The sequence below is a fragment of the Kribbella sp. NPDC026611 genome (assembly GCF_040638345.1).
Taxonomy (GTDB): domain Bacteria; phylum Actinomycetota; class Actinomycetes; order Propionibacteriales; family Kribbellaceae; genus Kribbella.
In genome coordinates this window covers 231,635-258,587 of sequence record NZ_JBEZYC010000004.1, presented here as the reverse complement: position 1 = coordinate 258,587, position 26,953 = coordinate 231,635, and the positions used below count along the sequence as shown (strand labels likewise).

Here is a 26,953-nt window from a genome sequence, read left to right as displayed (position 1 = left end):
GTACGTCGTACAGCGGAGCACGGAAGAAGACTGGGTCAGCCCGTCATGCGCGCGCGGCGACGGGCCGCGAGCTCGTCGTTCGCGTGGTCCTCGCCGTCGGACTCACCGTGACCGTCGGCGCGCTCCTTCGGGAGCTCGGACAGCGAGCCCTCGACCTCGCGCCAGACACCGCCGAGCGCGATCCCGAACACGCCCTGGCCGCCGGCCAGCAGGTCGATGACCTCGTCCGGCGAGGTGCACATGTACACCGAGGCGCCGTCGGACATCAGCGTGATCTGGGTCAGGTCGTCGAAGCCGCGCTTGCTCAGGTGCGCGATCGCGGTCCGGATCTGCTGCAGCGAGATGCCCGCGTCCAGCAGCCGCTTGATCACCTTCAGCAACAGCACGTCGCGGAACCCGTACAGCCGCTGGGTGCCGGAGCCGGTCGCCGGGCGGACAGACGGGGAGACCAGGCCGGTGCGGGCCCAGTAGTCGAGCTGCCGGTACGTGATCCCGGCCGCGGCACACGCGGTCGGGCCCCGGAACCCGACGTCCTCCGGCATCGGCCGCAGGTCGTCGTCGAACAGCAGGCCCTGGACGCCGGCGGTTGCCTTGGCAGCCGCCACAGCCTCGGCGTGTGCTTCGGACGTCGACTGCGCCGTCAGATCCGTGTCGCCGGTGCGTGTCACGCCTGAGCCTCCCTGGATACCGACTGGAACGAGCCATCTCCGTGGAGTGACAGCACCCCACGACTCCTTCACGGTAAGCCGCCGCCCGAACCGGGTCAACGACAACCGCACCGAGCCGGAAGCGTGTCGCGACCGCAGCACGAATCGTTACCTACCCGCTCTTGTACCACGCTGGGCAAATCGGCGGGTCAGGCTTGACTCAGGGCCTCGGTCAGCTCTTGTCGAAGTCTTCCGGCGTCACCTGGTCGAGGAACTCCCGGAAGCGCTCGACTTCCTCTTCTTCCTCGACCTCGTCGGTGGCGCCGGTCTCGCTGTCGGGGACCGGGATGCCGGCCTCGGCCAGGATCTCCTCGGCGCAGAACACCGGGGTCCCGGTCCGCAGCGCGAGGGCGATCGAGTCCGACGGGCGGGCCGAGATCTCGGTCTTGTCGTCGAACACCAGGATCGCCTCGAACACCCCGTCGGTGAGGTTCACGATCCGGACCTGGCTGAGCGTGTGCCCCAGCACGCGGATGGTCTCCGCGAACAGGTCGTGGGTCAGCGGCCGCGGCGGCTCCATGCCCTGCTGGGCGAACGCGATCGCGCTGGCCTCGGCCGCACCGATCCAGATCGGCAGGTACCGCTCCCCACCGACCTCTCTCAGCAGCACGATCGGCTGACTCGAGGGCATCTCCACCCGGACTCCGACCACGTCGACTTCGCGCACACCTCAAGCCTACTCCGCAGTCAACTCATCAGCGGTGCCGCGGGGTGCCGCTAAGCCTGCGGCAGGCGGGCCCGGACGAGTGCCGTGTGCAACCGGACGGTCAGCGCGGCGAGCTCCTCGGTCTGACCGGTCCGGCGTGGCCCGGTGACCTGCTCGATCAGGCCAACCTCCCGGTCTGCCGCCGTACGGAACGCCCGCAGGTGGCGCGGCTCGATGCCGTACGCCGCCAGCTCGGCCGCGACCTGTGCGACGACGATCGCGTCCCCGCCGTAGTGGTTGCCGTTGGCCACCACGAGGCCATGTGTCTCCAGCTCACGAAGGAACTCGGGCTGTACGTCGGCGGCGGCCAGCAGCTCGGTCCGGGTCAGCCGCAGCTCGGTGCCCGAGGCACCGAAATCCTCGGCGACCGGCTGACCGGGGGTCTGCGGCAACGAGCTCGGCGCGACCGGCGGACCTGCGGCCGCCGGACGGAGACCGCGGTCGATCGCACCGAGGTGTTCCTTGATCACTTTCAGTGGCAGGTACTGGTCGCGTTGCACGGTCAGCACGTACCGCAGCCGCTCGACGTCCGCGGCGCTGAACTTGCGGTAGCCCGAGGCGGTCCGGGCCGGCGTCACCAGTCCCTCGGCCTCGAGGAACCGGATCTTCGAGATCGTGACGTCGGCGAACTCGTCCTGGAGCAGCTGCAGCACCTCCCCGATGCCACGACCTGCACCGGGAGTGTCGGCAGCTGGCTCAGGCTTGGCCACTGGCGTAGTACACCAGCCGGTACTTGCCGATCTGGACCTCGTCGCCGTTGTTCAGCAGGACCTCGTCGATCCGGTCGCGGTTCACGTACGTGCCGTTCAGGCTGCCCACGTCGCGGACCTTGACGCCGGACAGGTCCCGGCGGAACTCCGCGTGCCGGCGGGAGACCGTGACGTCGTCCAGGAAGATGTCGCTGTCCGGGTGCCGGCCGGCGGTGACCACGTCGACGTCGAGCAGGAACCGGCTGCCCGCGTTCGGGCCGCGCTGGACGATCAGCAGCGCGGATCCGGCCGGCAGTGCGCCGACCGCGGCCTCGTCGTCGGCCGAGAGCGGCTCGCCGGTCCCGGCCGGCTCCGGCTCGATCCCGATCGGGGTGAGCATCGCGGTGTCGGTGACGCCCGGCGTGCCCGCAGGCGGTGTCGAGGGGGTCGAGGGGGTCGCCGGGGCTGCCGCCGGGCGGTCCGCGCCAGGCAGCATCGCTCCGCACTGCGAGCAGAACCGGCTGCCCTCGGAGTTCTCGTGCCCGCACTGGTTGCAGAACGGCATGCTGTGATCCTCCCGATCGCCGGCGGTCCGGCGACGTTTCGTAGACCCCGTGTTAACAAGTGTGGACGTGACCTCAACCCTCGACCAGCGGTTGAGGTCCGGTAACGCTATCAGGACGGTCCAAGCCCTGGACGCAGTACACCGAGCTCAGCTCTGGTCGAGCTGGCCCTGGTAGGTCTCGGCGTCCATCAGCGCGTCGATCTCGGCGGCGTCCTCGATCTCGATGTCGAGCAGCCAGCCCTCGCCGTACGGGTCGCTGTTGACCAGGTCGGGCTGGTCCGCGAGCGCCTCGTTCACGGCGGTCACGGTGCCGTTCAGCGGCGCGAACAGGTCGCTGACGCTCTTGGTCGACTCCAGCTCGCCACAGGCGTCGCCGGCGCGCACCTTGCTGCCGACGTCCGGCAGCTGCACGTAGACGATGTCGCCGAGCTGGTCCTGGGCGAAGTCGGTGATGCCGACCCGCACCGGGCCCTCTTCGCCGGCCTTCACCCACTCGTGCTCGGCCGTGTACTTCAGGTCTTCGGGGTACACCGTCAATCCTCTTTCACTCAGAGACAGCTACAGGGACAGCTACTTGGTCGGGCTGGGGGCCGGGCGAGCGTAACGATGCTCCTCCGGCGCGTGCAAGGCAGTGACGGACACGGAGTCGAGCTCGGTCACCTCGGCCGTGCCACCCACCTGTGGACCGGTCACCTCGCTGATCAGGCCGCCGGGGAAGTTGGCCGCCTCGGCCAGGTTGTGCGACTCGCCGATCGCCTCGATGGTGTACGGCGAGTTCACCTTCACGCCGTCGACCCGGATCCCGGGGGCGTCGTCGGTGAAGTCGGTACTGGCGACCACCCGGGCGGCCCCGTTGATCTGGATCGCCTCGGCACCGGCGTCGCGGAGCTCCTCGATCGCGTCCAGCAGGTTGCTGGACGTCATCTTGCCCTCCGGGTCGTTCAGCGTGATCCGGACGCCCGGGCCGACCGCGGGCAGCGTGCCGGCCAGGATGCCGAGCGTGCGGACCTGGGCCTCGGCCTGCTCGCGGGCGGTCTGGGCCTTGTCCGCGCTGGAGGACAGCGAGTTCTTCCGCTCCTCCAGCTCGGCGATCTCGCTCTCCAGCCGGCGAGTGTTCTGCCCGAGGCCGTCCAGGATCGCGATCAGGTCCTCGCGGCGGGCGTTCTGGTAGCCGTCGTCGGCCCGGTTCACCCGGACCTGGACGACGGCCATGCAGGCGACCAGCGCGAGGACGACGGCCACGATCGCCTGGCCGCGGGACGGCTTGAAACCGGACCGCAGCCGGCGCAGCGCCAGGTTGGGGATCCTGGGCTTGGGCATCGGCGTCGGTACGGCGGGCTGCGTCGGGCCGGCGGGCTGGGTCGGGATGGCAGGCTGGGTCGGGCCGCCCGGGGCCGGATCCGGCGTCCGGTTGGGCGTCGGGTCCGGGGGCGGGCCGGCGGTCGGCTTGTCGTCGCTCATGTCAGGCCCGGAAGATGTGCCGGCGGATGGCGGCCATGTTGGTGAAGATGCGGATGCCGAGCACGACCACGACGCCGGTGGACAGCTGCGAACCGACGCCGAGCTGGTCGCCGAGGTACACGATCAGCGCCGCGATCAGCACGTTCGACACGAACGAGACGACGAACACCTTGTCGTCGAAGATCCCGTCCAGGAACGCCCGGAGCGCGCCGAAGACCGCGTCCAGCGCGGCGACCACGGCGATCGGGAGGTACGGCTGGGCCCACTCCGGTACGTCGGGCGCGACCAGCAGGCCGATCACGACTCCGATCACCAGGCCGAGGACGGCGATCACTTCGAGCCACCTACCTTCGCGTATCGCAGCGCGATGGTGGCATCGGCCGGCACCAGCAAGGAATCCTCCGTCGTGATCGTCATCCGGACATCGAAGTTGCTGACCAGGTACTGCACCCACTGGCCGCCCGAGCTCTGCGCGAACCGGGCCGGCATGGTCGCGGTGTCACCGATCGCGAGCACCGTGTACGGCGGGGTCAGCGAGCTGTAGTCGACCGTGATCGCGCTGCCCGCGCCACGGATCGCGGTCAGTGAGGTGATGCGGTGACCGTTCACCGCGACCGCCTCCGCCCCGGACGTCCACAGGCCGTTGACGAGCTGCTGCAGGTCGACGTCGAGCAGCCGGCCCTCCTTGGCGTCGGCGTCCTTCGCGTCGTCGATCACCGCCTTCAGTCCGGGCCCGGTCACCGAGATGGCGCCGGTCCGCAGCTCGAGGTCGTCCAGCTTCTGCTGCAGCGCCGCGCCGTTCGTGTCGTTGCTGAGCCCGCTCGCCTGCAACCGCCGTACCTCGTCGGCCAGCTGGGACTGTTTGGTGCGCATGTTGTTCAGCCCGGTGTTGGCCTGGTTGATGCGGGTGATCAGCTCCTTGCGCTGCTTCTCCGCCTCGGGGGCGCTGCGGTAGTTCTGCGAGGCGGCGATCGCGAGCAGGAAGCCGAGCACGACGGTAGCGACGACGAGCATGATGCGGTGCCGCGAGCGGGCGGACTGCTGCGGGCGCGTCCGGGCGGCGACGGCGTACCCCTCGTCGATCGGGTGGGCCATCAGGTTGTTCAGCAGCGACATCGACGCGTCGACCCGGCGCGGCTTGTCTGGAGCCTGTTGCGTCACCGCTCTACCCGGCCGTGTCCTTGATCGGCTTCACCGTCTGGATCAGGTGGCGGAGCTGGGCGAAGTACAGCGCGCCGGCCCAGTAGTACAGACCGGTTCCCCAGATCGCGAACGCCCAGCCGAACACGCGGGCGAGCAGGTTGAGCGTGGTGTCGCCGTCGCCGAGCAGCAGCAACGGGAACGCGTAGAGCAGGCAGAACGTGGCGGACTTGCCGAGGAAGTGCACCGGCAGCGCGTTGAAGCCGCGGCGGTGCAGCGCCGGCAGGGTCAGCGTCAGCAGCACGTCCCGCAACGGCAGCGCGATCGCCAGCCACCACGGGATGATGTCGCGCAACGCGAGGCCGAGGACGGTGGCGAAGATGTACAGCCGGTCGGCGACCGGGTCGAGCATCTGGCCGAGCCGGGAGGTCTGGTTCATCCGCCGGGCGATCTGGCCGTCGGCCCAGTCGGTGAAGCCGGAGACGGCCAGCACCAGCAGGGCCCAACCGTCCTCCTGCGGGCCGAGGACCAGCCAGAGGAACAGTGGCACACCCAGCAACCGGAGCAGGCTGAGCGCGTTCGGGATCGTCCACACCCGGTCGGACACTTCGACGTCCGGCACGCGACCCCTCCCTCTCTCCACCCTGATTCCGGTCGTAACTGTACTTGGGCGCACCGACGGACCGGTGCCCGGCCACACCAGGGCATGCCCCGGCTTCCCGTGAATACCTGAACGCCTGTTCCGGGTTCCTGCTATGCCCGCTGCCAACCGGTGACCCGATCGATACGCAAGGGTGATGCTTGAGCTGGGAGGTGTTCGATGAGGTTTCTGGTGCTGATCTACGGCAACCCGGAGTCGCGGGCGGTGTGGGACGCGATGACGGACGAGCAGAAGAAGGAAGGGATGGCGGGGTACGCCGCCCTGCGCGAGGCGCTGGCGGTCCAGGACGAGCTCGTCGCCTCGGAGTCGCTGGACGATCCCGCGCTGACCAAGCAGGTGCAGGTCCGCGACGGCCGCCCGCTGACGACGGACGGGCCGTTCGCCGAGGTCAAGGAGCAGCTGGCCGGGTTCTACCTGCTGGACTGCGAGTCCATGGATCGCGCGGTGGAGATCGTGGCGCAGATCCCGGAGGCGCCGTTCAGCGTGGTCGAGGTGCGTCCGGTCCGCGACCTCGGTGCCTTCGCTTGATCCTCGAGGAGCTGCTACGGGAGCAGGCGCCGCAGGTGCTGGCCGCGCTGGTCCGCCGGTACGGCGACTTCGACGCGTGCGAGGACGCCGTACAGGAGGCGCTGCTCGCGGCGTCGCTGCAGTGGCCTGGCGAGGGGGTGCCGGACAACCCGCGGGGCTGGCTGATCACGGTCGCCTCTCGGCGGCGGATCGAAGTACTGCGGAACGAGGTGGCCCGGGCGCGGCGAGAGGAGACTGTTGCCGCGTGGGCTCCGCCCGAACCGGGTGCATCCGACGACGACTCGCTGACGTTGCTGATGCTGTGCTGCCACCCGGAGCTGACGGCGCAGTCGCAGGTCGCGCTCACGCTGCGTGCGGTCGGCGGGTTGACGACCGGTGAGATCGCCCGGGCATTTCTGGTGCCTGAGGCAACGATCGGGCAACGGATCAGCCGGGCGAAGGCCAAGTTGAAGGGTGCCCGGTTCGCGTTGCCGCCGGCGTCGGAGCAGCCGGAGCGGCTGGTCGCCGTACTGCATGTGCTGTATCTCATCTTCAACGAGGGCTACACAGCGTCGTCGGGTGCGTCGTTGCACCGGGTCGAGCTGAGCGCGGAGGCGATCCGGCTGACGCGGCAGCTGCACGCGTTGCTACCTGACGACGGTGAGGTAGCCGGGTTGCTGGCGTTGATGCTGCTGACGGATGCGCGGCGGCCGGCGCGGACGACGCCGGACGGCTCTCTGGTGCCGTTGCCGGAGCAGGACCGGGCCTTGTGGGACGCGGCGGCGATTGCCGAGGGCACCGAGTTGATCGCGTCGACGCTGCGGACCGCGCCGATCGGTGCGTATCAGCTGCAGGCCGCGATTGCCGCCGTACACGACTCGGCCGCGCGGGCCGAGGAGACGGAGTGGCGCGAGATCCTGATGCTCTACGAACTGCTGGAGACGACGGCGCCCGGGCCGATGGTGACGCTGAATCGCATCGTCGCGGTGGCGATGGTGCACGGGCCGGCGGCCGGGTTGTCGCAGCTCGACGCGGTCGATCCCGCGTTGGCCGATCACCATCGGGTGGCGGCGGTGCGGGCCCATCTGCTCGAGCTGTCGGGTGATGAGCCGGCCGCGCGGCAGGCGTACGAGCTCGCGGCGCGGCTGACCCAGAGCATCCCGGAACAGCGTTATCTGCAGGACCGCGCGTCTAGATTGTCGGCCGGCCCCAGGTGAGCTCGGCCTGGATGGTGAGCTCGATGAAGCCGTCCTTGGTGTACGGGCGTACGGCGGCTTCGACGCCCGTGTCGAAGTCCGCGGCTTCCTCGGCTGACATCAGGTCGCGGGCCAGGCTCGACGTCGAGTGGAACTGCTCGATGTAGTCGGCGACCCGCTGGTGGTACGTGACCGGTGTCGTCCGCACCGTGCCGTTCAGGTCGAGCAGGCCCTGGTCGCGGATCGCTTCGCTGACGTTGTACTTCGGGTCGTGGTTCTGCTTGCGCGAGTGGCGCTGGATGACCTTGACCAGGTCGTCCCACCACGGCATGTCGACCGGCCCGTGCTCGATGACGACCAGCTGCGCGTTCGGGGTGAGGTGCGGGACGATCCGGGCGAAGGTCTCCGCCCAGGGCATCCAGTGGATGCTGGCGCCGGCGGTGACCAGGGCGTACGGGCCGTTGAGGTCCGCGGTCTCGATGCTGCTGACCTGCCAGGAGATGTTCGGGTGGTCGCCGCCGGGCCGCTGCTTGCCGGCCTCGATCATCGGCGCGGAGAAGTCGATCGCGTCGATGTGCTCGACGCGCGGGGCCAGCGGGCGGGTGAGCGCGCCTTCGCCGGCGCCGATGTCGAGGACGCGGCGCGGCTCGTCGGTGATGAGGCCGATCAGCCGGTCGAAGACCTCGTCCGGGTACGGCGGGCGGTGCTGGTAGGCCTCGGCAACTTTCTCCTGCTGGAACGACGCCGCAAGTTCAGTCATGCGGGCAGCGTAGCCGCGCACTTCCCCGCAACCCGGCCATTTCTGCCACCGGCCTACACCGGAACCCGGGCCGGTACTTCGGACGTTGTGCATGAGCCCCGAGGCCCGGGTCAGTCGTAGGTGGCTTGGGCCTGCCAGGTGGTTCGGTGGAGGGTGAAGAGCCAGGCTCGGGTGTCGGCGGTCTGGAACTGGAAGCGGGCCTGGCGGGACTCGGTGGCGGGGTCCCACCAGCGTTCGGTGCTGAGCCAGGGGCCGGCCCAGGCGATGACCGGGTGCAGCTTGTTGCTGTCGGCAACTTGTGGGGCGGGGGCCAGCCGGAAGGCGGCCGGAGCGCCGGAGAGCTCGCCCCGCGCGGTGACCGAGACCTCGGAGCCGTCTGCCGCGAACACCTCCGCCGCCAGCGGTTCCGGGAAGATCGTGGTGGGCGCGAGCGTCGGCCAGCGCTGCGGGTCCGCGCCGGTGATCGCCCCGGGCCACGGCTGGTCCGGGTCGCGGGCCGGCACCGGCGGGTCGCCCCACGGGACCAGCGTCTGCCGCTCGGCGAACCCGCGCCCGCCGCCGATCACCACCGACAGGACCGCGCCGTGACCGAGCATGCTCTGCACCCGCGACAGTGCCCGGTGGATCCGCTCGTCCGGTCCGCCGCCCCACAACCCGTCGACGTGCTCACCGACCGGGTCCACCTGGTCGGGGATCAGCCGGATCCGGACGACGGGTGAGGTCAGCTCGCTGGTCGCCGTACCGCTCCCCTGCAGCTGCCAGCGGACCCGGTCCACCACGTCGGCCGGGGTGAACCAGCGCGGGTGCAGCCACTCCCGCTCGTGGATCCGTCCGGACTCGGTGCCGATCTCGACCCGGAGCGTCGTACAGACCACGCCGAGCTCGGTCAGCCGGGCGATCAGTTCGTCGGCGACCGTGCGGACCGCGAACGCGACCTGGTCGACGCGGTCCACGGACGGTTCGAAGTCGAGCGTGCGGACGAGCTCCGGCGGGATCTCCCGGCCGACGACTGCGCGGTCGTCGTACCCGCAGGCGAGCCGGTGGGCGAAGGCGCCGTCGGGGCCGAACCGGCTGAGCACCTCGGTCCGGGACAGCTGGGCGAACGCACCGAGCGACCGCAGGCCGAGCCGGCGGAGCAGGTCGGTGAGCACGGGTTGCTCGAGTACGTCGACGCTCAGCGGGGCGAGGTACTCCGGGGAGCCGCCCGGCGGCACCACCTGGATCCGGGTCTCCGCGGAGCTGCCCCGGGCGGCCTGCTCGGCGGCGAACGGGCCGTCGGCGATCCCCACCCGGCTGCCCGGTATGTCGAACGTCTCCAGCCGGTCCAGCAGCTTCTCCGCCGCCAGCTCCTCGCTCCCGTAGAACCGGGCCGGACCGCGGGCCTTCAACGCGCACATGCCCGGGCGGATCACCTGGACGCCGGGGATGATCGCCTCCAGGCACGCGATCACCGGGTCGAACGCCCGCGCGTCGAGCACCGGGTCGTACTTCAGCACCACCAGCTCCGGGCACCGGGACTGCGCGTCCCGGGCCCGCTGCCCGCGTCGCACCCCCTCGGCCCGCGCAGCCGCCGACGTGGCCAGCACCTTCCCCTTCTCCAGCACCGCCACCGGCTCCCCCACTCCCCGCCCGGCCGCCACCACCGGCCAGTCCGGAACCCACACAACCACTGTCCGGACAAGCCCCCGCCCAGAACCGTTTGCCGCGCTGCCGGTACTCATCAGACTGCGGCACCGATCTGTGCGGGCCATTCCTCGTGCCAGGAGGAGGTGGCTGGTTCGGTGGGGTGGATGGTGCCGTCGGGGGCTGGGAGCCAGAGGTGGTGGCGGTGGTTGGTGGCGGCGCGGCGGCCGGTGACGGTGATCGTGGCCTGGCGGGCGGTGAGGAGACCTTCGCCGTCGCCGAGACCGGTCCAGGTGCTGCTCTCCACCTCGAACCGGGCCTCGCTGCCCGGCCAGGAGCCGACCGCCACCAGCATCGCGCCGCGGGTCCGGAGCCGTGCGGCGAGCCGGGACGCCTCGCCTGGTGTCACCTCACCGGGTGGGCGGACGACCACCACGGTCAGTGCATCGACCAGCGCGGCGACGACGTTGAGCCAGTCGTGGCCGGGGTCCGGCACGAGCACGAGACGCTCGAGGTCGACGCCGAGCCCGCGCGCCGCCTCCGCCCCGAACGAGGGCACCCCGACCACCCCGCACCACGCCCCCTCGGCGGACGGACCGGCCATCAGCGCCATCACCAGGGCGGCGCTGCCGCGCACGGAGTACGCCGACCCGCCCCGCAAGCTCGCGCCACCCAGCAACTCGGAAACCGCCGGCAAGGTCGGCAGCTCCCGATCCACCCCGGCCGTGTCCAACGCCTGCTGCACCCGAGCCACCGACGGAACCCGAGTAACCCCCTCCACCGCAGCAAGCCGAACCACCTGCTCGGGCGCCTCCACCGCGTCCCCGAGGTGTGCATCCGGATCAAAGCTCGTCACCGTCGCCAACTGCTCAGGACGAGGGTCAGCCGGAGCAGGCGGAGCGGCCGGGGCGGCAGAGCTCTCTTTCAGGGCTTTGGCCTGGGCGAGAAGCAGCCGCGCCTGATCCAGCGCTGTCACCTTCGACGCCACCTTCGACGCCACCGTCGTGCTCCCCGTCATAACCCCATGTTCGAACACCTGTTCGAACATGTCAATCCGGTCGTCCACACCCCCGCGGCCGGTTAAAGTCGCGGGCATGCGACGCGTCGAGGACACTCGGTTCAGGGACGCGCTGCGGCAGGTCGAGGACAGTATCGACGACGCCTGGGACAGATTCTGCGGCGAGTCCGGAGTCACTCCCGGTACGCCGGAAGCCACCGAACTGGCCGAGCTCGTCCTGCAGGACACGTCCGAGTTCGGCTGGCGCGTCGTGGACGGAGCGCTCAAGCAGCTGACCTGCGAAGACTGCGGCAAGAGCCTCGGCGCCGGTGACGCCGGGTGCGCGAGCTGTGACCGCGCCAACGGGTTCCGCTTCGCCGCGCAGGAGGTCGACCGCCCGCAGGTCCCGCCAGGCAACGAGCACGCCCTCCGAGTCTCCTCCGCCGTCGCCCGGACCAGGAACCGCTACTCCCCGCGCGCCAGAGCCGGCTACGAACTCCTCCTTCCCGACCTCCTCGACGGCGCCCTCCCCACCACCCCGCAAGCCCAGCGGATGAAGGACCTGATCAACCAGCTCACCGACGACCAACTGGAGCGCCTCATCACCCCTGACGACCTGAAATAGGGTGGTGGTATGCCGAGGACTATTGCCACCAATACCAAGGTCGATCTTGAGGGGCTGCTGGAGTTTGTGCGGCCGCGTCATCACATGTTGTTGATCACCACGCGGGCGGACGGCTCGCCGCAGGCGTCGCCGGTGTCGGGTGGGGTGGACGAGCAGGGCCGGATCGTCATCTCGTCGTACCCGGAGCGGGCCAAGAGCACCAACGTGAAGCGGACCGGCCGGGCCAGTGTGCTCGTCCTCTCCGACGACTGGAACGGTGCATGGACCCAGGTGGACGGTGCAGGTGAGGTCATCGAGCTACCGGACGCCGTTGAGCCACTCGTCGACTACTACCGCTCGATCTCCGGCGAGCACCCCGACTGGGACGAGTACCGCGAGGCCATGCGCACCCAGGGCAAGTGCCTGATCCGCATCACCCCCGAGCGCTGGAGCCCGGTCGCAACCGGCGGCTTCCCGGCCAGGCTGGCGGACTAGGGACTGGGAGCCACGCTCTCATGCGGACGGCGCTGGTCGTCCATGCGCACCCGGACGACGAGGTGTTCGCGACCGGCGCCGCCACCTCCGCACTGAGCGAGCAGGGCTGGTACGTCGTACTCCGAGTGGCCACCGCGGGAGTCGGCAGTGCGGCCGACCACCTCACCGCCTCCTGCGAGCTCCTCGGCATCGACGAGTGGGACTGGCTCGGCACAGAGGATCAGTGGATCGACGACGGCGGCCATGCCGGCCCGCAGACGCTGGCCGCCGCCGAGCCCGCCACCATCGCCGAAGAGATCGAAATGGCAGTGCTAGCGGTAGAGCCGCAGCTGCTGCTCACCGTGGGCAGCGACGGCCTCACCGGCCACCCCGACCACATCGCCATCTCGCAGGCAGTGCAGCTGGCGCTGGAGCGGGTGCACTGTCGCACGTTGGGTGCACGGCTGCGAGCGCAGGATGTGCGGGCAGGTGAGCAGCTGCTCCAGCAGTTCGTGGCCGGGCAGCCCGGATCCGGGCGGATGGTCGGCTGCGGACCCGAAACGCCGCTCGAGGACCTGACCACGACCCGGGACCAGCGCCGCCGCCAGGCAATGGACGAGTACTACCCGGGCCTGGGCACCCAGCCGCTCGAAGAGCTGACCAAGACCCACAACCCCAGCAGCGACGGTTTGCTGCTCAGAGCGGTGTACGACGCCACCAGCTGGCAGACAGACCGGTTCGAAGAGCTCAGCGCGAGCGACGCTCCATCGTCTCGGTGATCCGCTGCATGGCGCCCTCGAGGTGCTGACGCAGCGCCGCGTCGGCCCCCTCCTCGTCGTGCTCCACGCACGCGTCCAGGATGGCCTGGTGCTCGCGCCGCGTCTGCTCGATCCGCGCCTTCGTCTGCCGGGAGCCGAACCGGTACCGCTCGCTGTTCTGCCACACCGGCTCGATGGCGCGCGGCAGCCACCGCGACCCACCCGCCCGGTAGATGGCGAAGTGGAACTCGGTATGGGCCTGCCGGGACGCGATGTTGTCGCCGAGCTTCGACAACCGGACATGCTCGGCCAGCGCGGCCCGGGCCGTCGCCGCGTCCGACTCGGAGAACCGGGTGGCGGCGGCTCGTACGGCGAGCGACTCCAGCGCGAGGCGGGTCGCGTGCGTGTCCCGCAGGTCCTCCATCGACAGCTCACGGACCCAGGCGCCCTTGTGCGGCACAATCTCGACCAGGCCGAGCGCGGCCATCCGGCGCAGCCCCTCGCGGATCGGCATCTGGCTCATGTCGAGCCGTTTGGCGAGCTCCTCGAGCCGGAGCGCCGTACCGCTGGGCAGCTCGCCGGACAGGATGAGCTCGTGCAGCTCGGCGGCGGCTTCCTCAGCGAGCGTACGACGGCCGGCCGGTCCCCCAGGTGTGAGCTCGAGTCGTCGGGTCATCGGTTGCCGGCTGCCTCTCTCTCCTTCGCGCAGACAAGCTCTGCATACAACTCTGGGAGGTAACCGTAGCTGCCGGGTGGGCATCTCGGCGCGTCAAACGAAAGATTGCTCACGAATCCGCACCACAGGGCCTCAAAGGACCGACAGATCCAGCAGCACCCGGCCCGCCTGACGGTCGAGTACGTCGGCGACCCGGTCCGCGGGTACGACGTCGTAGTCCGCGCGCCACGACGCCGGCGCGATGTCCGCCAGGGCCTGACCGACCGCGTCCGCTGCCGGCGTGGTCCGCTGCACGTTCACCGGGAGCACGCGCAGGTCACGACCGATCAGCTGGTGCAGGTCGAGCGTGGTGAACTCCCCGGCCTTGTAACCCAGCAAGGCGATCCGCCCACCCGGCGCGAGGTGCCCGAGCACCCCGCTGGTCACCGGACCGCCCAGGGTGTCGATGGCCGCGTCACACCACGGCAGCTCCCGGCCAACCTGTCCCAGCCCGTCCACGCGCACGATCTGGTCCACCAGCCCAGCCGTGGCATCCGCGAAGTCGTCCAGCCCCACCAAGCCGATCACCCGCGCCGCACCAGCCGACCGAGCGGCCACAGCACACAGCCGCCCGACCAGACTGGTCACACCGGTGACGACGACGGTCTCGCCGGTCAGCACCTGAGCAACCCGCCGTACTGCGGTATGCGCCGTCAACGCCTGCGTCAGCAACGCCAGCGCCACACCAGGCTCCAACGACGACGGCAGCCGGTGTACGGCGGCATCCGGTACGACGGCGTACCGCCCCCACACGCCGGACCGCGTCACGCCAACGCCTTCGCCCCGGACGACCACTGACGTGCCAGGCTCCAATGACGAAGAGGTCACCACGACCCCGGTGCCCTCCGACCCCGGCACGAACGGCATCGACGGCTGCTTGCCCGCCAGCGTGGACCGGTCCTGCGCGGTCACACCCGCCAGCCGCATCTCCACCAGCGTCTCACCAGGCCCCGCGACGAACTCCAGCTCGTCGGCCTTCAACTGCTGTCCTGGACCGTGGCTGTGCAGCACAGTCCCCCGCGTACTCATACCCATTCCCCGTTCACCACGATTTGATATCTGATCACAAACTCGATCAGGGCGAAACCACGTCTCAGCACGCGGAGACCTCCTTCGCCAGCGGCCGGGTGAGTTCCCCGGCGGCCGCGGACCGCGCGGCGGACACGACGTCGCTGCCCATCGGGAACGGCCAGTCGCTGCCGGCCAGCACCCGCTCGGGCCCGAACGTCTTCGTCAACAGCTCCAGTACGGCGTCGTCGTGCACCAGGTCGTCGACGTAGAACCGGCGCAGCGCCTCGGCGACCGGCAACGACACCGGTTCGATCCCAGGGCGGCTCTGGTCGATCCCACGCTGCCACCGGCCGGCCACCGCCGCCGTCACACCACCCCCATGGCACAGGCAGAACCGGATCCCCGGAAACCGCCCCGGCACGTCCGCGAAGACCAGTTCGGCCGCGGCCAGGCCGGTCTCGTACGGATTCCCCAACAGGTTCGACAAGTAGAACGACCGAAGCCGCTGGTCGTCACTGTGGCCCGGGTGAATCAGCGTGAACGCCTCCAGCGCGTCCAGCACCCGCCACACCGGGTCCAGCCCGGCATAGCCCGGCGTACCGAGCGCGAAGCCGCTGAAGACACCCTCCTGCGCCAGCTGAGCGGCCACAGCCGGCGCTGACGGGTCGTGCAGCGGGAGCTGCGCCAGCACCCGCAGCTGCGGCGTAGCGAGCTCACGCAGCCCCTGGTTCACCAGCGAGGCCCACTCAGGCCCAGCGTCGTACCGGAAGAGAGCCGGCGGGACGGACACCACTGCACCATCCAGCGACTGCGAAGAGACCCAGTGCAGCAGCGCTGCCGGGTCCGCGAGCCGCTGCAGCGGCAGGCGCTCACCGTCGACCAGGAGCGCGCCATGGTCGACGGACAGCCCGAAGTCACCCCGATGCGCCGCCGACAGCACGGTCGGCGGGATCAGGTGCGTGTGGACGTCCCAGCCGGCCATGTCAGCGGGCGTCCTCGTCGTTGGCGTAGAACGACGGCCGCTCGGGGTAGTGCGGTCCGTCGTACACCTCGAGCAGGACCGACGTCTCCTCGGCGAGCGTCGGCCCGTGCACGCGGCCCTTCGGGTTCCAGTAGAAGCTGCCCTTGGTCAGCGTGACTCCGGTCGGCACGTACGTGTACCGCCCGGACAGACAGAACATGAACTGGTTCGACGCGTGGCTGTGCTCGCTCGGGATCCCCGAGCCCTGCTCGAACCGCACCAGCGCGATCGACGCCTCGGTCTCCGGGTCGCGCCACAACATCTTGTGCGACAGCCCACCCAGCGACTTCTCCACCCACTCCAGGTCGTCCGTCTGCAGCAGGACCTCCCGCAGCGGCTCGTCGAAGCTGCTCATGGCACCTCCCGCCCGGTGACGTGCTTGTACAGCTCGAAGGCCACGCCAGGTGCGTACGGCGCCACAGCCGCGATATGCCCGTCCGGCCGGATCAGTACGACGCTGTCCGCCGGTACGCCGTACCGCTTGGTGGCCACGCTGCCCGGATCGAACAAGGCCCGGTCGCGCAGACCAGAGTCGTGAGGCGCGTCCCAGCGCGAGACGGCGAAGTGCTGCAACGCCGGCGACTCGTTTGCCGGGATCACCGGGCGACGCCGTACGTCGGTGAAGTAAAGCGCGACGAACGAGTCCCGACAGAGTTCGTGGATCGTGACCCGGCCCGTCGGGCTCTGCAAGGTCAGGTCCGGCGCCCGGTCACCTGCGCGCACCGCAGGCGGTGCCTCGCTGGTCGCCACCATCGACCAGTCGCCCACGCCCTCCACATCGAGCCGCACACTGAGCAGAGTCCGGTTGTACGCCGTCGCCCACGCGCCGGTGCCTTCGGTCACCGCACCCCGCTGCTGAGCCATGTACTTGCGGGCAGCCTCGGCCATCTCGCCCGAGCCGTCGATCGCCACCGGCCGCTGCTCCTGCTCGTACCCGTCGAGCAGCTCCGGTGACGCCCAGCCCCGCAGCACCCAGGCCAGCCGCCAGGGCAGGTTCGACGCGTCCAGCGCACCGGTGTTCAGGCCGAGCGCCCACATCGGCGTGATCAGGTGCGCCGCGTCTCCCATCAGAAAGACCTTGCGGTCGCGCGTCCACTTCTCGGCGACCCGATGGTGCACGTTGTAGATGACCGAGCCCATCAGCTCGATCCGGTCCACTTCGCCGATGAACTGCTTGACCTTCACCAGCAGGTCCTCGTCGCCAGGGGTCTCGGCACCCGGTGCGAGCGGGAACAGGAACCGCCAGTTGTCCGGCTGCCGGATCAGCACCATCCACTCGGACTTGTCCGCGAAGTAGGCGAGGTACGGGTAGTCACGCGCGTTGTCGACGTCCAGGTCGACCACCACGTCGATCAGCATGTACCGCTCGGCCAGGGTCTCCCCCACGACCTTCACCCCGAGTGCGTCGCGGATCCGCGACCGCCCGCCGTCGCACGCCAGCAGGTACGACGCCTCCAGCTCCTGCGGGCCGTCCGGCGTCTCCAGCTGCAGCACCACGCGGTCGTCGCGGACCTCGAACGAGGTCATCCGGTGCTGCGTCCGCACCGGCTCCGGCAGCGCCGCCGCCAGGATCGGCTCCATTTTCTGCTGCGGCAGGTTGATCACGAACGGGAACTGGGTGTCGTTGACCAGCTCGGACAGCTGCACCGACGCCCGCGGCGTATTGGTGGCCCGGTCGATGTCACCGATCTCGTCGATCCGCAGCGCGGCGGACAGGATGCCGTCGACCGCGCCGTACCGGTTCCAGATCTCCAGCGTCCGGCTGAGCGTCGTACCGGCCTTGGTGTCGGACGACAGGACGGCGTCCTCCTCCAGCAGCACGTACGGGATGCCGTAGTGCGCTAGACCGAGCGCGGTGGTCAGACCGATCGGTCCGGCACCCACGACAGCGACAGGCAGTTGGTTCACTCGTTCACTCCGGGCAACTCGATAAAGCTCGTGAGCTTGGCAAAGGCCCGTTCCCGGGTCAGCACCGACCCCGTCATCGCGGCGGCGTCGGAGAGCAGGAACAGCAGCGGTCCGACCACGTCGTCGGGGTCGCCGATACCTATGGTGTCGCGCCAGTGCTCCCGGTCGGCACCGGCGTTCGCTCCGCGGAACTGCGCGGTGTCGATCACGCCCGGCGCGACCACGTTCACCCTGACCCGGTGGTCGGCCACCTCAGCAGCCAGCGACTTGGCAAAGGCCACCAGCGCCGCCTTGCTCGCCGCGTACGCCGACGCGCCCGGGTAGCCCGTCGGAGCCATCCCGGAGGTGAACACCACCACCGAACCGGACTGCTGCGCCACCAGGTGCGGTACGACGGCCTGACACGTCCAGACGACGCCGTCCAGGTTCACCTGCAGCGTGCGAGTCCACTCGGCCGGGTCCATGTCCAGCACCGACGACCGGGGCTGGACGGCAGCACCAGCGACCAGACCGTTGATCCGCCCGTGCCGCTGCACAACGGCGTCTACGGCTGCGGCCACAGCGGACCGGTCCGCCACGTCGACCTCGACGTACTCGACCCCGTCTGCCGGCGGGGTGACGTCGAAGACCACCGCAGTGCCACCACAGCCGTTGACTGCCTGTGCCAGCGCCGCACCGATGCCCTGGGCACCCCCGGTGATCACCACGACCTCACCGGTCGCATCGAAGCTCACCTTCATGACGTCTCCTTCTGCTTCGACGTCATGGTCTCGGTGATCCGCTGGAACGCGCCGGCCAAGTGGCTCCGCAGCGCCCGCTCCGCCTCGTCCGGGTTGCGGTCCACGCACGCGTCAAGGATCGCCTGGTGCTCCTGCCGGCTCCGCTCGATCAGGAACGCCGTCGGCCGGCTGCCGAACCGGTACCGCTCGCTGTTCTGCCAAACCGGCTCGATGGCCCGCGGTAGCCACTGCGACCCGCTGGCCCGGTAGATAGCGAAGTGGAAGTCCGCGTGCGCCTGCCGCGCACCGGCCGAATCCTCCGCCCGGGACAAGCGGAGGTGCTCGGCCAGTGCCGCAGCCGCCTTGCTCAGGTCCTCCTCCGAGAACCGCTCAGCAGCAGCCCGTACGGCGAGACTCTCCAGCGCCAGCCTGGTCTCGTGCGTGTCGCGCAGATCGGCCAGCGACAGGTCACGCACCCACGCACCGCGGTGCGGGATGATCTCGACCAGTCCGAGCGCCTCCAGCCGTCGCAGCCCTTCGCGGACCGGCATCTGGCTCATCTCGAGCCGACTGGCCAGCTCCACCAGCCGCAGCGGCGTACCGCTCGGCAGCTCACCGGACAGGATCAGCTGGTGCAGCTCAGCGGCCGCATGCTCGGCCAGCGTGCGCCGGCCGCCCTTGCCGCCGCCTGGCAGCAGCTCCAACGGCCCGCTCATACCTTGCTCACCTTGCTCACTTTGTTACGCAGCTCGCCCAGCTTGTCGGCGCGGGTGACGACCACGTCGCCGTCCTGCAGGAAGACCTGCGGCTCCCGCGCGTTGCCGATGCCCGCCGGCGTGCCGGTCAGCAGCAGGTCGCCAGGGCGCAGCGTCATCCCGAAGGACAACTCGCTGATCAGCGTGGCCACGTCGAACGCCATCTGCCGGGTCGATGCGTCCTGGCGGACCTCACCGTTCACCAGGCACTGCAGCTGGATGTCTTGTGGGTCACCGACCTCGTCCGCGGTCACGATCCACGGCCCGAGCGGCATGGTGTTGTCGATGCTCTTCCCCTTCAGCCACTGACCGCCGTGCGCCCGCTGGAGGTCCCGCTGGGACACGTCGTTCGCCAGCGTGTAGCCCCAGACATGGTCCAGCGCCGTCTCGGCCGGGATGTTCCGGCCGGTCTTGCCGATCACCAGCGCGACCTCGGCCTCGTAGTCCCACTTGGCGGAGATCGCCGGGTCCCAGGCGATGTCGTCGTACGGACCGATCACCACGTCCGGTCCCTTGGTGAAGAAGGTCGGGTGCTCGGGCCGCTCCACGTCCTGCCCCTCGCGCTTGCCCTTGCTCTCCTCGAAGTGGTCCCAGTAGTTCCACCCCGTACAGAGGATGTCCCGCCGGAACCGCGTCAGCGGTGCCCGCACCATCCCTGCGTTCCAAGGGATCGACTCCCCTGACAGCGCTGCCCCGTTGGCCACCACGCCGGTCAGATCAGTTGCCGACAGCAACTGAACCAGGTCCCCCTCGAGCACGCCGGGCACGTCCCGCCCGGCATGCGACACCATCACGTACCGCATCTCAGGTCCACTCGACGCCGCGCACAGCAATCACCCCCGGTCATGCGACAACCGCTATCGCGTTGATCTCGATCAGGTAGTCCGGATGTGCGAGCTTGCTGACCTCGACCATGGTCGACGCCGGCAACGGCTCGGTGAAGTACTGCGCCCGGATCTCGTGGATCCTGGCGAAGTCCTCCATGTTGCGCACGTACACATCCACCCGGCAGACGTCCGCGAGCGTCCCACCGGCGGCCTCGACCGCCGACCTGAGGTTCTCGCACACCTGCCGGGTCTGCTCCTGGACGTCCCCGACGCCGGCGATACTGCCGTCCGGGCGTCGTGCAGTCATCCCGGACACGAACACCAGCCGCCCGGTCGCCTCCACCGTGGTGGCCTGCGAGAACACACCGTTCGGGCTGCGCAGCGCGGTCGTCGAAACCTGTTCCTTCGCCATCAGCTCAGTGCCCCTCCCGCCGGTACGACGGCACCGACCGCACGCGCCGCCGCCAGCAGTCCGTCCAGTCCCGACCGCTCGATCAGGACACCGTGCCGGCGCTGCTGCGCCGCCCGCTCGGCCTCGATCTCACCGGGCAGGTAGAGCCGGTTCACGCCCGGAGCGGTCGCACTCCCCCGGACCCGCGCGGCCAGCCCGGACGAGCGCCGCCGGAAGCTCTCCACCCCACCCATCAGCTCGGGGTCGATGGCCAGGAACAGGTGCGCGCAGTCGTTCGGCCGGTCCGGCTCGCGGTACAGCGGCCGGACCTGGTCGCCCCACCCGCCGCCGCTGAGGACACCGGTCAGTACGTCGATCATCAGCGCCAGCCCGAAGCCCTTGTGCCCGGCGGCCGGCAGCAGCATCCCAAGCACCGCCTCCTCGGCGTCGGTGGTCGGCGTCCCGGACCGGTCGGTCGCCCAGGTCTCCGGGATCGGCCGCCCGGCCGAGGCGGCCAGCCGGATCTTGCCCAGGGCAACGGCCGAGAGGGCCATGTCCAGCACGATCTCCACGCCGGCCGAGGTCGGTACGGCGATCGCCAGCGGGTTGTTGCCGACGATCCGCTCGGCGCCGCCGGGGGCGGGCATCAGCGGAGTCGTGTTCGACATCGCGATACCGATACACCCGGCCTGTCCGGCCTGCATCGCCCACCGGCTGGCCGCGCCGAAGTGGTGCGCATTCCGCACCGAGACCAGGCCGATGCCGTAGCGGCCGGCCCGCTCGATCGCGTGTCCCATCGCCTGCGGGCTGGACAGCTGACCCATCCCGCCACGCGCGTCCGCGACCAGCGCGGCGCCGGCGTCGTACAGGATGTCGAGCTCGCGCTCGCGGGTCACCCCGCCGGCGTTCAGGCGCTCGACGTACATCGGGACCAGCATCACGCCGTGCGAGCTGACGCCGCGCAGGTCGGCCTCGATGAGGGCGGCGGCGATCTTCCCCGCGTCCTCAGGGTCGAAGCCGACCGCGGTGAAGACGGCCGCAACGGTCGCCTCCAGCCAGGCCGGACGAACAAGGACGCGCCGGTCCGCGTCGGAGGCTTGTGCGGTCACCGCTTCTCCTGGGCCCAAGGCAGCAGCAAGTGCTCCAGTAGCACCAGTGCGTAGAACAGGACGATGCTCATGATGCTGAGCAGCGTGATCGCGGCGAACGCCAGTGTGGTGTCGGCGCTCGCCCCGGACTGCTGGATCACGTACCCGAGTCCCTTGGTGGCACCAACGAACTCGGCGATCACCGACCCGATCACCGCGAGCGAGATCGCCACCTTGAACCCGGTGAAGATCTGCGGCATCGCGAACCGGAGCCGGAGCTTGAAGAACTCCTGGGCCCGGGTGGCCTTCAGCGAGCGCATCAGCTCGACCAGCTCGGCCGGCGTCGACTTCATCCCCTGCGCGGTCGAGATCACGATCGGGAAGAAGCACATCAGCAGCACCATCAGGACCTTCGGCCACTGGCCGAAGCCCCACCAGACCACCAGCAGCGGCGCGATCGCCACCTTCGGGATCGAGTTGACCATCAGCAGCAGCGGGTAGACCAGCCGCTCCAGGATCGCCGAACGGACGATCACCAGCGCGATCGGTACGCCGACGGCGATCGCGAGCAGGAAGCCCTCGACCGTCTCCAGCAACGACGTACCGGTCTCCTGCAGCAGCTCACCCGGCTGCTCGAAGAACTTCAGCACCACGGCCCACGGCGTCGGCAGCAGGAACGGCTCGATCTTGAACACCAGGATCGCGCCCCACCAGATCCCGAACACCGCGACCAGACCGACGACCGGCAGCAGGACGGCGGCCACCGGCGAGCTGGTCAGCCACGAACGCTTGGTCACCGCGGCCACACTTCCTCGACCAGCCGCTCCGCCACCGGCGGGGTCTTGTCCGCGAGCAGCCCGTGCAGCTTCGCGCTGATCGTGGCCACCTCGGTCACGTGCGCGTTCTGCCCGAGGCTGCGCGGGCGCGGGATGCCGATGTCGACGATCTCGCGCATCCGGCCCGGCCGCGGGGTCAGCACGACCACCCGGTCGGCCAGCACGACCGCCTCCTCGATCGAGTGCGTGACGAACACGATCGTGGTGGACAGCTCCATCTTGATCCGTTGCAGCTCCTCGGACAGCTCGGTCCGGGTGAGCGCGTCGAGCGCGGAGAACGGCTCGTCCATCAGCATCACCTGCGGGTCGCGGATCAGCGACCGGCACAGCGAGACCCGTTGCTGCATACCCCCCGACAGCTCGTGCGGCAGCCGGCGCTCGAAGCCTTGCAGCCCGACCAGCTCGAGCAGCTGGTGCGCCCGCTCGCGGTACTGCGCCTTGCCGCGATCGCCCGCCCCACGGTCGATCTCGACCGGGAGCATCACGTTCGACAGCACGTTCCGCCACGGCAACAGGGCCGGGCGCTGGAACATGAACGACACGTCCCGGCGCGGGCCGGTGACGGCCTCGCCCGCCACCCGCACCGAGCCGGAGGTCGGAGACAGCAGACCGGCGATCAGCCGGAGGAGTGTGGACTTGCCACACCCCGACCGGCCGATCAGCGTGACGAACTCGCCTGCTTGGACGTCCAGGTCGATCTTCTCGAGGGCAGTCACCTGGCCCTCGCGTCCGTCGAAGACCTGTCCCACACCGTCCAGGCGAATCATCCGGTCCGTGCGTCTCCTCTGCTTCCTCAGGTGTTCCGGGTGCCGCGTCAGGCCTTCGGCGCGAGGCTCATCGTGACCACGTCGTCGGCGGTGACCGCGCCCTTCTTGATCGCCTGGTACTTCTCCAGCAGCGAGATGATCGTGTTCACCCGGGTGGGACTGACGTCACCGAGTGGACCCTTGAAGGTTGCCGGCTTGGTGTAGTCCTTCATGATCTCGAGCTCCTTGGTGGCCACCTCGAGATTCGTGTCCGGGACGTACTTCTTCAGGATCGCGGCCGACCCGGCCGGGTCGTTCACGGTGTCCTGCAGACCCTTGAGCAGCGCGGCGGTGAACTTCTTCACCTGGTCCGGGTGGTCCTTGGCCAGGTCGGTCCGGGTGAGGATCGCGTTCCCGTACAGGTCCGGCAGCGCGTCGCCGTACGACAGCTTGATCACCTTGCGGTGCTTGTCGTCGGCCTTGGCGATCAGCGGCTCGCCGACCATGAACTGCCCGATGCCCGACACCTTCCCGCTGCTCAGCAGCTTCGGCAGCGCCGGCGGCGGCGACGGGATGAACGCCACCCTCTTCGGGTCGATGCCGACCGCCGCGGCGTAGACCGGGAACATCACCGTGTTGGTCGAGCCCGGCTGGTCGCCGATGCTCTTGCCCTCCAGGTCCTTGGGCTTGTTGATGCCCATTCCCTCCAGCGACATGATCCCGGCCAGCGACTTCTGGTGGATCATGCCGACCGTGGTCACCGGCAGCTTCTGCTTGCCCAGGGTGATCACGATCGCGGTGAAGTCGCCGATGCCGTAGTCGGCCTGACCACCGGCCACCAGCTTCATCACGTCGACGGTGCCGGACCCGCGGTTGATCTTGACGTCGAAGCCGGCGTCCTTGAAGTACCCCTTGTCCAGCGCGACGTACGCGTACGCCTCGCGGCCGAAGGCGTTGAACGAGGTCAGGTAGCTGACCTTCGTCAGGCCCTTGTCGCCGGCCGCCTTGTCCTTGTCGTCCCCACTGTTGCACGCACTGACCAGGGCGAGCCCCAGGACCGTCACCAGGGCGATGACGGAACGCCTCAACCTCATATCGACCTCTCTCGTCCCGATATTTGATCAAACATCAAATATGGAAAGGTGGTCAATCCGCTCACGGGGACTTCACCCGGACTTTACGTCCGGTGCGCCGGGGTCCTCGTCGAGCCTGCTGGCCACCGATCCTGGAGCCGTTCCCCATACCTGTCCGTCCGGACGGGCACCCGCCCCGACCACAGACCGTACCTGCCTTGACAGCAGATCGCGACGCCCGCGAGCGCCGAACCGGGCCGCACCCCGTCAAATTTGCGTAAACCCCGTGCGTTACGTGATTCAGCCCACCCGCTGGAGCCCGGAACAAGGGTTTCCCGGCGCTCACTCGGGGGAGGGAGGTGGCGACCCGGTCCGGTTTGACACCATGAAGAGATGACGGACGGCGTAGTACAGCGCGGCGCGGCCGATCCGTCACGCGGAACAGACGCGGCACCTGAGCCGCCAGCCGGAACAAGACTGGTCCGCCGGTTCTGGTACGCCGTCAGCAGTCTGTGGCGGCCGTCGACGTACCTGCGCTGGGTCTACCTGCTGCTCGGCGCCGCACTGGTGCTGGCCTTCATCCTCGTCGACAGCGCGCTCGGCGCGGTGGTCGGCGACCTCGGCATGCCGAAAGTTGCCACCGGCATCATCTGGGTGCTGCTCGGGCTGGTCCCACCGGTCGTGCTCGGGCTGCTGCCTGCCGTCCGCGAGGTGCAGGGCATCGCGGTCGAGTCGTTGCTCGCGGTCCGGTTCGAGGAGAAGCCGCTCGGGCCGGCCCGGACCTGGGCGCAGCGGCGGCGGACCACGCTGTGGTTCTGCCTGCACCTGATCTCGGGCGGGGTCGTCGGCACCGTCAGCACGATCGTGTTCGGCGTCGGCGCGATGTGGCTGGCGGCACCGTTCCGCTCCCCCGGGACGCGGGACGTCGTACCCGGGATGGAGTACCGCGTCCGCGGCAACTGGACCGACCTGTGGATGCCGGCCGCCGCGATCGGTGGACTGGCCGCGCTCTTCCTGCTGTCGGCCGCGGTGGGTGCGCTGCTCGCGTACCTCGCGCCGCAGGTGCTCGGGCCGTCCGCCGCCGAGCGGATCGAACTGCTCGAGCGGCAGACCGCAACGCTTGCCGAGCGCAACCGTTTGGCCCGCGAGCTGCACGACAGCGTCGGGCACACGCTCAGCCTGGTGACCATCCAGGCGGCTGCGGCGCGACGTGTCCTGGCGACCGACCCGCAGTTCGCCGAGACCGCGCTCGCGGCAATGGAGACTTCGGCGCGGGCAGCGCTGGCCGACCTGGATCACGTACTCGGGCTGTTGCGCGACGACCGGCGGCCGGGGTCCCGGACCGCGCCGCAGACCACCCTCGACGCCCTCGACCGGCTGGTCGACGCGACCCGGGCCGGCGGGATCACGGTCGAGGTCGAGCGGTCGGGCCAGCTCGAGAAGCTGCCTGCCGCAGTGTCGCGGGAGGCGTACCGGATCGTTCAGGAGGGGCTCACCAACGCGATCCGGCACGCGGGCCGGCCGGCCAACGAGCTGACCGTGCGCTTATCGATCCGGCTGGACGGCTCCGGGCTGCGGCTCGCGGTGACCAACCCGGTCAGCGGCAAGTCGGACCACTCCGGCGGCGGCCGGGGGTTGGCCGGTATCCGTGAAAGAGTCGCCGTACTGCGTGGCTCGGTGGTGGCCGGTCCGGCCGACGACGGCTGGCGGCTCGCGGTGACGTTGCCGGTCGGCGTGACGAAGGGATGACATGAACCTATCGGTGGTCGTGGTCGACGACGAGCCGCTGATCCGCAGCGGGCTCCGCGCCATCATCAACGCCGAGCCCGACCTGAGCGTGGTCGGCGAGGCGGGTGACGGCGCCGAGGTGCTGCCGGTGGTACGCCGTACCCGTCCCGACGTCGTGTTGATGGATGTGCGGATGCCCGCGGTGGACGGCATCCACGCCACGCGGCTGCTGCTGGAGAGCCTCGACCCGGCGCCGCGCGTGCTGGTCGTCACCACGTTCGAGAACGACGACTACGTATACGACGCGCTGAGGGCCGGCGCGTCCGGGTTCCTGCTGAAGCGGACGCCGCCGGACGACATCATCGCCGCGATCCGCACGGTCGCGCGCAGCGAGTCTCTGCTGTTCCCGGAGGCGATCCGGTCGCTCGCGCTGGCCCACGCCGGGAGCCCCACGTCGACCGGTCTCGACGAGTACCAGCTGACCGAGCGGGAGCAGGAGGTCCTGCGGTTGATGGCCCGCGGCCTGTCCAACGCGGAGATCGCGGAGGAGCTCATCCTCGGCCTGCAGACGGTCAAGACCCACGTGGCGAACGTGCTGGCCAAGCTGAACGCGCGGGACCGCACGCAAGCCGTGATCCGCGCCTACGAGTCAGGCTTCGTGCCCCTGCACTAACACTGCACTAAGACTGCACTAGTCCAACTCGTCGGCGAGCTGGCACGCGTTGTGCAGCGGATCGACGGTGTTGGCCTTCATCGCGACCCGCCGGAGCAGCAGCCGGAAGCTCTCGCGCTCGGAGTCGTCGAGGACGCCGAGCACCTCGTCCTCGGTGGCGCGGAGCCGGAGCTCGAGCTGGCAGAGCAGGTCGGTGCCCTGCTCGGTCGGCGCAATCAGACGGGCCCGCCGGTCGGCCGGGTCCGGGCGACGCTGCACCAGGCCGGCCTTCTCCAGGTCGTCCAGCAGGTACGTCATCACGGTCCGGTCCACGCCGAGCTGAGCGGCTAGGTCGAGCTGACGCTTCGGGCCCTCGGCCTTGGTGGTCGCGAGCACCTGGTAGCCGCGCGGGCCGCCGGGAACGCCCTCCAGGGCGACGCCTGACGCCTTCGCGTACCGCCGGAAGACCACGCCCAGCGCCCAGCCGAGATCGGCCTCCACCGGCGCGCCACTGGGCTCGACGCCGCGGACGGGCGCGGCCGCGGTGTCGGGCGAAGTACTGGTCACGCCTCCATCGTACGTGGTCTACGCCACCTAGAATATGATCTGGCTTGAATATGTTCTGTGCGACAGAC

General features: G+C 69.8%; 33 protein-coding genes. 7 read left to right on the top strand and 26 right to left on the bottom strand.

Features of this window, described 5'->3' with window-relative positions; translation table 11 throughout:
* Positions 1–35 precede the first annotated feature (35 nt).
* From AB0E69_RS18345 to AB0E69_RS18305, 9 genes are all read right to left on the bottom strand, one after another.
* Positions 36–542 (bottom strand): MerR family transcriptional regulator, encoded by a 507-nt coding sequence (locus AB0E69_RS18345; RefSeq protein WP_360148501.1) that lies wholly within the window; start codon positions 540–542, stop codon positions 36–38.
* Positions 543–879: 337 nt separating this feature from the next.
* On the bottom strand, positions 880–1,374 hold the full coding sequence (locus AB0E69_RS18340) for a bifunctional nuclease family protein (protein ID WP_360146674.1): 495 nt from the start codon (positions 1,372–1,374) through the stop codon (positions 880–882).
* A gap of 50 nt (positions 1,375–1,424) precedes the next feature.
* Positions 1,425–2,123, bottom strand: coding sequence for a MerR family transcriptional regulator (locus AB0E69_RS18335; RefSeq protein WP_360146671.1), 699 nt, complete (start codon positions 2,121–2,123; stop codon positions 1,425–1,427).
* Entirely contained in the window at positions 2,110–2,667 is a 558-nt protein-coding gene (locus AB0E69_RS18330; protein ID WP_360146668.1) for an FHA domain-containing protein, read from the bottom strand. Before AB0E69_RS18330 ends, AB0E69_RS18335 begins: the two co-directional genes overlap by 14 nt.
* A gap of 147 nt (positions 2,668–2,814) precedes the next feature.
* Positions 2,815–3,198: a glycine cleavage system protein GcvH gene (gcvH, locus tag AB0E69_RS18325; RefSeq protein WP_360146665.1), complete on the bottom strand. Its 384-nt coding sequence runs from the start codon at positions 3,196–3,198 to the stop codon at positions 2,815–2,817.
* A 39-nt stretch (positions 3,199–3,237) separates the two neighbouring features.
* Entirely contained in the window at positions 3,238–4,128 is an 891-nt protein-coding gene (locus tag AB0E69_RS18320) for a DUF881 domain-containing protein (protein ID WP_360146662.1), read from the bottom strand.
* A gap of 1 nt (position 4,129) precedes the next feature.
* Positions 4,130–4,462: a small basic family protein gene (locus tag AB0E69_RS18315; RefSeq protein WP_131352136.1), complete on the bottom strand. Its 333-nt coding sequence runs from the start codon at positions 4,460–4,462 to the stop codon at positions 4,130–4,132.
* Complete coding sequence (locus tag AB0E69_RS18310) at positions 4,459–5,289, bottom strand: DUF881 domain-containing protein (protein WP_360146658.1); 831 nt, start codon at positions 5,287–5,289, stop codon at positions 4,459–4,461. The genes AB0E69_RS18315 and AB0E69_RS18310 overlap by 4 nt, the downstream gene beginning before the upstream one ends.
* 4 nt (positions 5,290–5,293) lie before the next feature.
* On the bottom strand, positions 5,294–5,890 hold the full coding sequence (locus tag AB0E69_RS18305; protein WP_360146655.1) for a CDP-alcohol phosphatidyltransferase family protein: 597 nt from the start codon (positions 5,888–5,890) through the stop codon (positions 5,294–5,296).
* Between the two features lie 198 nt (positions 5,891–6,088).
* Here AB0E69_RS18305 and AB0E69_RS18300 point away from each other — a divergent pair, with 198 nt between their 5' ends.
* Positions 6,089–6,457: a YciI family protein gene (locus tag AB0E69_RS18300; protein WP_360146652.1), complete on the top strand. Its 369-nt coding sequence runs from the start codon at positions 6,089–6,091 to the stop codon at positions 6,455–6,457.
* Positions 6,457–7,653 (top strand): DUF6596 domain-containing protein, encoded by a 1,197-nt coding sequence (locus AB0E69_RS18295; protein WP_360148498.1) that lies wholly within the window; start codon positions 6,457–6,459, stop codon positions 7,651–7,653. The genes AB0E69_RS18300 and AB0E69_RS18295 overlap by 1 nt, the downstream gene beginning before the upstream one ends.
* Here the strand turns inward: AB0E69_RS18295 and AB0E69_RS18290 are convergent.
* The 3 genes from AB0E69_RS18290 to AB0E69_RS18280 all read right to left on the bottom strand — a co-directional run bounded on the left by AB0E69_RS18290 (position 7,628) and on the right by AB0E69_RS18280 (position 11,033).
* Positions 7,628–8,392: a class I SAM-dependent methyltransferase gene (locus AB0E69_RS18290; RefSeq protein WP_360146649.1), complete on the bottom strand. Its 765-nt coding sequence runs from the start codon at positions 8,390–8,392 to the stop codon at positions 7,628–7,630. The two genes, AB0E69_RS18295 and AB0E69_RS18290, sit on opposite strands and share 26 nt — an antisense overlap.
* 110 nt (positions 8,393–8,502) lie before the next feature.
* Complete coding sequence (locus AB0E69_RS18285) at positions 8,503–10,056, bottom strand: DNA polymerase Y family protein (RefSeq protein ID WP_360146646.1); 1,554 nt, start codon at positions 10,054–10,056, stop codon at positions 8,503–8,505.
* Positions 10,057–10,112: 56 nt separating this feature from the next.
* Entirely contained in the window at positions 10,113–11,033 is a 921-nt protein-coding gene (locus AB0E69_RS18280) for a hypothetical protein (RefSeq protein WP_360146643.1), read from the bottom strand.
* Between the two features lie 76 nt (positions 11,034–11,109).
* On the opposite strand from AB0E69_RS18280, the gene AB0E69_RS18275 reads away from it, so the two are divergent.
* Genes AB0E69_RS18275 through AB0E69_RS18265 form a run of 3 tightly spaced genes read left to right on the top strand, consistent with a single transcriptional unit; the run spans position 11,110 to position 12,869 of the window.
* Positions 11,110–11,637 carry a hypothetical protein gene (locus AB0E69_RS18275; RefSeq protein WP_360146640.1) on the top strand — a complete coding sequence of 176 codons (528 nt, stop codon included), beginning with the start codon at positions 11,110–11,112 and terminating at the stop codon, positions 11,635–11,637.
* Between the two features lie 9 nt (positions 11,638–11,646).
* The gene (locus AB0E69_RS18270; protein WP_360146637.1) at positions 11,647–12,111 is read left to right on the top strand and encodes a PPOX class F420-dependent oxidoreductase; all 465 of its coding nucleotides are present in this window, start codon (positions 11,647–11,649) and stop codon (positions 12,109–12,111) included.
* Positions 12,112–12,131: 20 nt separating this feature from the next.
* A complete protein-coding gene (locus AB0E69_RS18265) occupies positions 12,132–12,869 on the top strand; it encodes a PIG-L family deacetylase (protein WP_360146634.1) in 738 nt (245 codons plus the stop codon).
* Here the strand turns inward: AB0E69_RS18265 and AB0E69_RS18260 are convergent.
* From AB0E69_RS18260 to AB0E69_RS18200, 13 genes are all read right to left on the bottom strand, one after another.
* Positions 12,838–13,524, bottom strand: a complete 687-nt coding sequence (locus AB0E69_RS18260; protein WP_360146631.1) for a GntR family transcriptional regulator — start codon at positions 13,522–13,524, stop codon at positions 12,838–12,840. The two genes, AB0E69_RS18265 and AB0E69_RS18260, sit on opposite strands and share 32 nt — an antisense overlap.
* A gap of 132 nt (positions 13,525–13,656) precedes the next feature.
* Positions 13,657–14,592: a zinc-binding alcohol dehydrogenase family protein gene (locus AB0E69_RS18255; RefSeq protein ID WP_360146628.1), complete on the bottom strand. Its 936-nt coding sequence runs from the start codon at positions 14,590–14,592 to the stop codon at positions 13,657–13,659.
* A gap of 64 nt (positions 14,593–14,656) precedes the next feature.
* Positions 14,657–15,556: an amidohydrolase family protein gene (locus AB0E69_RS18250; protein ID WP_360146625.1), complete on the bottom strand. Its 900-nt coding sequence runs from the start codon at positions 15,554–15,556 to the stop codon at positions 14,657–14,659.
* A 1-nt stretch (position 15,557) separates the two neighbouring features.
* Positions 15,558–15,950, bottom strand: coding sequence for a cupin domain-containing protein (locus AB0E69_RS18245; RefSeq protein ID WP_360146622.1), 393 nt, complete (start codon positions 15,948–15,950; stop codon positions 15,558–15,560).
* Complete coding sequence (locus AB0E69_RS18240; RefSeq protein WP_360146619.1) at positions 15,947–17,503, bottom strand: FAD-dependent monooxygenase; 1,557 nt, start codon at positions 17,501–17,503, stop codon at positions 15,947–15,949. Before AB0E69_RS18240 ends, AB0E69_RS18245 begins: the two co-directional genes overlap by 4 nt.
* Positions 17,500–18,243: an SDR family NAD(P)-dependent oxidoreductase gene (locus tag AB0E69_RS18235; RefSeq protein ID WP_360146616.1), complete on the bottom strand. Its 744-nt coding sequence runs from the start codon at positions 18,241–18,243 to the stop codon at positions 17,500–17,502. The genes AB0E69_RS18240 and AB0E69_RS18235 overlap by 4 nt, the downstream gene beginning before the upstream one ends.
* Positions 18,240–18,938, bottom strand: coding sequence for a GntR family transcriptional regulator (locus AB0E69_RS18230; RefSeq protein ID WP_360146613.1), 699 nt, complete (start codon positions 18,936–18,938; stop codon positions 18,240–18,242). Before AB0E69_RS18230 ends, AB0E69_RS18235 begins: the two co-directional genes overlap by 4 nt.
* Positions 18,935–19,780, bottom strand: coding sequence for a fumarylacetoacetate hydrolase family protein (locus tag AB0E69_RS18225; protein ID WP_360146610.1), 846 nt, complete (start codon positions 19,778–19,780; stop codon positions 18,935–18,937). Before AB0E69_RS18225 ends, AB0E69_RS18230 begins: the two co-directional genes overlap by 4 nt.
* A gap of 40 nt (positions 19,781–19,820) precedes the next feature.
* Complete coding sequence (locus AB0E69_RS18220) at positions 19,821–20,216, bottom strand: RidA family protein (protein WP_360146607.1); 396 nt, start codon at positions 20,214–20,216, stop codon at positions 19,821–19,823.
* Positions 20,216–21,304: an Ldh family oxidoreductase gene (locus tag AB0E69_RS18215; protein ID WP_360146604.1), complete on the bottom strand. Its 1,089-nt coding sequence runs from the start codon at positions 21,302–21,304 to the stop codon at positions 20,216–20,218. The genes AB0E69_RS18220 and AB0E69_RS18215 overlap by 1 nt, the downstream gene beginning before the upstream one ends.
* A complete protein-coding gene (locus AB0E69_RS18210) occupies positions 21,301–22,080 on the bottom strand; it encodes an ABC transporter permease (RefSeq protein ID WP_360146601.1) in 780 nt (259 codons plus the stop codon). Before AB0E69_RS18210 ends, AB0E69_RS18215 begins: the two co-directional genes overlap by 4 nt.
* Positions 22,077–22,886 (bottom strand): ABC transporter ATP-binding protein, encoded by an 810-nt coding sequence (locus AB0E69_RS18205; RefSeq protein ID WP_360146598.1) that lies wholly within the window; start codon positions 22,884–22,886, stop codon positions 22,077–22,079. Before AB0E69_RS18205 ends, AB0E69_RS18210 begins: the two co-directional genes overlap by 4 nt.
* A 47-nt stretch (positions 22,887–22,933) precedes the next feature.
* Positions 22,934–23,959, bottom strand: a complete 1,026-nt coding sequence (locus AB0E69_RS18200) for an ABC transporter substrate-binding protein (RefSeq protein ID WP_360146595.1) — start codon at positions 23,957–23,959, stop codon at positions 22,934–22,936.
* Between the two features lie 372 nt (positions 23,960–24,331).
* On the opposite strand from AB0E69_RS18200, the gene AB0E69_RS18195 reads away from it, so the two are divergent.
* Positions 24,332–25,687, top strand: coding sequence for a histidine kinase (locus AB0E69_RS18195; RefSeq protein WP_360146592.1), 1,356 nt, complete (start codon positions 24,332–24,334; stop codon positions 25,685–25,687).
* A gap of 1 nt (position 25,688) precedes the next feature.
* Entirely contained in the window at positions 25,689–26,339 is a 651-nt protein-coding gene (locus AB0E69_RS18190; protein ID WP_360146589.1) for a response regulator transcription factor, read from the top strand.
* 18 nt (positions 26,340–26,357) lie between these two features.
* Here AB0E69_RS18190 and AB0E69_RS18185 read toward each other — a convergent pair whose 3' ends face one another.
* A complete protein-coding gene (locus AB0E69_RS18185; RefSeq protein ID WP_360146586.1) occupies positions 26,358–26,885 on the bottom strand; it encodes a MarR family winged helix-turn-helix transcriptional regulator in 528 nt (175 codons plus the stop codon).
* Positions 26,886–26,953: the final 68 nt, after the last annotated feature.